The organism is Streptomyces sp. SID5910 (assembly GCF_009862125.1).
In the GTDB taxonomy this organism is placed as follows: domain Bacteria; phylum Actinomycetota; class Actinomycetes; order Streptomycetales; family Streptomycetaceae; genus Streptomyces.
Genome location: NZ_WWHX01000703.1, coordinates 1 through 4,581, shown reverse-complemented (window position 1 = coordinate 4,581; position 4,581 = coordinate 1). Strand labels below are relative to the sequence as shown.

The window sequence follows — 4,581 nt, the reverse complement described above, 5'->3', positions numbered from 1 at the left end:
TGTGCGGCCCGACGGACGGCTGCACGTCACCCCCGTGATCGCCGCCTGGCACCGCGGGGCGCTCCACTTCTCCACCGGCCCCGGGGAGCAGAAGGCGAAGAACCTCGCCCACGACAGTCACTGCGCGCTGACCACCGGCGGGAACTCGCTCACCTGCGGTCTCGACCTCGTCGTCGAGGGCACGGCGGAACAGGTCGCCGACCCGGCGGCCGTCGAGGAGGTCATCGCGGCGTACGAAGCCAAGTACGGGCGGCACATCACCTCACCCGAGGGCACCTTCCACGGGATCGGGGACGCGATCCGCAAGGGCGACGCGACAGTGTTCGCGGTGGCCCCGGACACGGCGTACGGCTTCGGCCGGGACGACGGGGTGTACAGCCATACGCGGTGGGCGTTCTGAGGCCCCGCGCGCACGGGCAGGACGGGGTGGTCACCGGCGGCCGGCGTGGACGCGGCGGTAGCTCCAGACGAGCAGGGCGAAGAGGACGAGGCCCGAGAGGATCAGGCTCACCCCCGTGCCCCACCCGGAGAACGGGAGGTCGGGGACCAGGCCCCACACCAGGCCCGCGCCGATGAGGCACAGCCCCGCCAGGGCCGAGCCGGCGATGCGCCACGGTGAGGACACGCTCTCCTCGGCCGCGCGCATCGCCTGCTTGCGGGCGGGGGCGACGAAGCGGTCAAGGGCGGGTACGGCGCGGGACAGCAGGACCACCCCGGCGAACACGAGCAGCAGCCCCGGCCCGGGCAGCACCAGCAGGGCCGCACCGACCACCACCAGCACCGCGCCGAGGACCCCCAGCGTCACACGCCGGACCGATTCGACGCTTCGCGCCATGTCGCCCCACTCTCCTGAGCTCGGTACCCGTCCGGCCCGCCCCGCGGGAACACGCGTCCCGCGCGGGCGAGGCCACCGCGCCTCTGTTCCCGCAACGGCGGGAAACCATGCCCCTCCGGCGCCCGTCGACGCCGCTCAGGCCCCTGACGCAGGCGCGCGCCGCACGGGCATCATCGTCTCCACCGCGTCCTGCGCCAGATGGTCGAGGATCAGCCGGTTGACGAGCGCCGGCTTCTCCAGCGGGACCAGGTGGGAGGCTCCGGGGACGACGGCCAGCTGGGACCCGGGGACGCCGCGGTACAGGGCGGTCGTGTGCTCCAGCGTCATCATGTCGTCGTCGCCGACCAGTACGAGGGTGGGGGCCCGGACGCGGGCCAGGTCCTCGGCGGTGAGCGTCGGCTGGGTGCGCCACATGTCGGTCAGCTTCGCGGCGACCGTCGGCCAGTGATCCGCGCCGTCCGGCGTGACGGCCGCGTACATCTCGCGGAAGAACGCGAGGTCGGCGCTGTCCGGCGTCATCGCGTCGAGCATCGCCGGCTCGGCGAAGCACTCGGGGCCGGGACGGAAGTTGGCGCCGATCAGCACGGCCTTGCGCACCAGGTCGGGTCGCGCGGCGGCGACCAGCAGGGCGACGACGCCCCCGTCGCTCCAGCCGACCAGATGGGCCGCTCCTCCGACGACCGTTTCCAGGAAGTCCACCGTGTCGTCGGCCATGTCCTGGTAGGTGAGCGGCCCCGCCACGTCGGGGGTGTGCCCGTGCGCGCGCCGCTCGGGGAGGAAGAGGCGGTACGCGGCGGCGAGGTCGGTGCGCTGCGCGCCCCAGGTGTCGTTGGTGCAGAAGCCGCCGTGCAGCAGGACCAGCGGATCGCCGGTCCCCTCGGTCTCGTACCAGGTCCTGACCCCAGGGAGGTCCGCGTAGTCACCCATCGTTCCCGGCCCTCTCCGGACGGCTGTCCTCGCCGGGCCAGTCTCCGACGCGGTCCCGGCGCCCGCAACAGCGTGCACGGGCCGCCTACCGCGCCTGCGCCTGCTCCCCCGGTCCGGCCGTGGGCTGGAAGGCGATCGCGATGACGTCGTCGCCCAGAGCCGGCGCCCATCGGGCGAGGTCTCCCTGGAGGAAGGTGGTGAGGCCGGCGGGGGAGACCGGCTCGGCGGCGGTGTCGCAGTACGCCTGGAGCCGTTCGCGCAGCGGGTAGAAGGTGCCCGTGCGGCTGCGTGCCTCGGTGACACCGTCGGAGTAGGCGACCAGGATGTCGCCGGGCTCCAGCGCGCGTTCGGCGGTGTCCGGGTGATCGAGCAACAGGTCGGCCATGCCCAGGGGCAGGCTGTGCTCGGTCTCCACGACCTCCACGACCGGCGCGGTGCGGCCCCGGACCGCGAGCAGCGGCTGGTGCCCGCGGTCCAGGATCCGTACGGCGCCTCCGTCGGAGGAGAATTCGAGCAGGACGGCAGTGGCGAACAGCTCGTCCGCCTGGGCCACGTCGTCCGCGGACGGGGAAGCGGGCTGGGTGGGGGGCACGGGCTCCACCGGGTTGTCGCGGTCCAGTTCGAGGGCCACGTCGATCCGGTCGGCCACCTGGGGCAGCGTCGGGTGGAGCAGCGCCGCCTCCTGGAAGGTGGAGATCACCGTGGCCACGGTCTGGGTCGCGCCGATGCCCTTGCCCTTGACGTCCCCGACGATCACGCGGACGCCGAACGGCGTCGGGCGGACGCTGTAGAGGTCCCCGCCGATGAGGGCCTCGTCGTCGGCGGCCCGGTAGAAGCCGGCCACCCGCAACGGGCCGATCCGCGCGGGCAGGGGGCGCAGCAGGGCCAGTTGGACGGCTTCGGCGACCGCCTGGACGCGGCGGAACCGGCGTTCGGCCCGTCGCCGTACCACGCAGAGCACCACGGACAGCAGCGTGACGAAGCCCAGCACGACCAGCGCCACGACGGTCAGCGGACCGATGTAGCTCTCCAGCTGCTCGGTGAGGACCAGCAGGACGCATCCGGCGATGCCGGTGACGGCGACACCGAGCGGCGGATAGGTGAAGATGGCCAGCACCACCGAGGCCGACAGCAGCGGTCCGAAGAAGTACCGGGGCGGCGTCGCCTCGTCGAGCGCCAGCGCCATCACGATCAGCGCGGGCGGGAACCAGCGCAGCCAGCGCGGCGGCCAGGGATGCTGCTCGGCCCGACGCCGGTACTCCACAGCCGCCCGCCCCGCACCCACAGGTGTCGCTCCCTTCCCGCCCGGCGTCCCGGCGGGCCCGAGCGCCTAGGCGAGCATCATGCCCGAGCGGGCCCGCGCCGGACGGCACCAACCCACCGCGCCCCGGCGCGGCGCACCACGCGCCCCTCCTTCCGCACGCCGCTCCGGCCCGTCAGCCGATGGTGACGACACGCGCCCACGGCGGGGGCGTGTCCGGGACGTAGTCGGGGTCGTCCTCGTCGGCGCTGTCGGCCGGGCGGGGGAAGAGGCCCACCACCGTGCGGCAGGGCGGCTGCGCGGACGGCCACGGCGTCTGGCCGTCCGTCAGCGCGACGACGACGTCCGGGCGGGGCCGGGACCGCAGCGCCCGCGCGAAACCGGAACGCAGGTCCGTTCCGCCGCCGCCGAGCAGCTCCATGTTCTCGGCGCGGCAGAGCGGGACGGCGACCCCCGCCGCCGCGTCGCAGGAGATCACCGACACCAGGTCGCGCCGCCCGCCCACTGCCTGCGCGATCGCCGCCACCTCCAGCAGCGCGCCGCCCAGTTCCGCGTCGCTCACCGACGCGGAGGTGTCGATCACGACGCAGACCCGGGGCGGTGTCCGGCGCAGGCTGGGCAGCAGCACCCCGGGCAGACTCGCCGACCGTCGGGACGGACGCCGGTAGCTGTGGTTCTCGCCCCCTCCCGGCCCGCCGGCCGCCGAGCGGACCGCCGCCCCCAGCAACTCCCGCCACGGCTGCGGCGGATGGAAGGCCTCGTCCGCCCAGCGGCGCCACCTCTCCGGCGCGTTGCCGGGCCGCCCCTTGATCCCTTCCGCGACCCGGAAGCGGACGGCGTCCCGCTGCTGCCTGCTCAGTCCGTGCGCGCCGTCGGGCCCCAGCTCCCAGGGCCGCTCCTGACCGTCGGCGCCGCTGCCGCAGTCCAGCCAGGCCAGGTCCGAGGCGAGCCCGGCCATCGACGCCGTCCGCAGGTACTCCTCCATGAGCAGACCGGAGGGCAGCCGCAGGAGCGACGGCAGCACCGCGCCCTTGGGCCGGACCAGGCCGTCTCCGTAGATGTCATCGTTGATCTCGAAGTCGGCGGCGATGTTCCGCCGCAGCCGCTCGCCCGGACCGTGCTCCTCGTGTTTGCGCGCGTACCGCTCGCCCCGCCCGTGGTGGTCTCGGAGCAGGTGGGAGACCTCGTGCACCCAGACGCCCGCCAGTTCTTCCACGGGCATGCGCGCCACGAAGGCGGGGGAGACGTAGCAGCGCCAGTGCGCGTCCACGGCCATTGTCGGCACCGACCGGTCCTCCACCACGTGCAGCGCGAAGAGCGCGTCGGCCAGGTAGGGACGGACCTTCACGGCGTGCAGCCGGGCGGCGAGCAGCTTCTCCCTGTCCAGCGGGAGCTCCGGCCGGCCGTCGGGGCGTGAGCCGGGCCCGGCCGTGGCGCCGGTCCACGTCGGGGGTACCGGCAGCGTGGCCCGCACAGGGCGCGGTGGCGCGAGAGGCGTCATCGGGTACGGCGCCGGCCGCTCCCGCCGGGACGCCTGGCGCGGCAGCGGGCGCCGCAC

Annotated in this window: 5 protein-coding genes; 1 reads left to right on the top strand and 4 read right to left on the bottom strand. The window is 74.6% G+C overall.

Annotated elements, in window-relative coordinates:
- The coding region (locus GTW67_RS24600; RefSeq protein WP_161166986.1) for a pyridoxamine 5'-phosphate oxidase family protein at nt 1-400 on the top strand (400 nt) is incomplete at its 5' end.
- Between the two features lie 30 nt (nt 401-430).
- Here GTW67_RS24600 and GTW67_RS24595 read toward each other — a convergent pair.
- From GTW67_RS24595 to GTW67_RS24580, 4 genes are all read right to left on the bottom strand, one after another.
- Nucleotides 431-835: a PGPGW domain-containing protein gene (locus GTW67_RS24595; RefSeq protein ID WP_161166985.1), complete on the bottom strand. Its 405-nt coding sequence runs from the start codon at nt 833-835 to the stop codon at nt 431-433.
- Nucleotides 836-970: 135 nt separating this feature from the next.
- Complete coding sequence (locus tag GTW67_RS24590; RefSeq protein ID WP_161166984.1) at nt 971-1,762, bottom strand: alpha/beta fold hydrolase; 792 nt, start codon at nt 1,760-1,762, stop codon at nt 971-973.
- 85 nt (nt 1,763-1,847) lie between these two features.
- On the bottom strand, nt 1,848-3,026 hold the full coding sequence (locus GTW67_RS24585; RefSeq protein ID WP_346010729.1) for a PP2C family protein-serine/threonine phosphatase: 1,179 nt from the start codon (nt 3,024-3,026) through the stop codon (nt 1,848-1,850).
- Between the two features lie 172 nt (nt 3,027-3,198).
- The gene (locus GTW67_RS24580; protein WP_161166982.1) at nt 3,199-4,524 is read right to left on the bottom strand and encodes a vWA domain-containing protein; all 1,326 of its coding nucleotides are present in this window, start codon (nt 4,522-4,524) and stop codon (nt 3,199-3,201) included.
- Between the last annotated feature and the right edge of the window lie 57 nt (nt 4,525-4,581).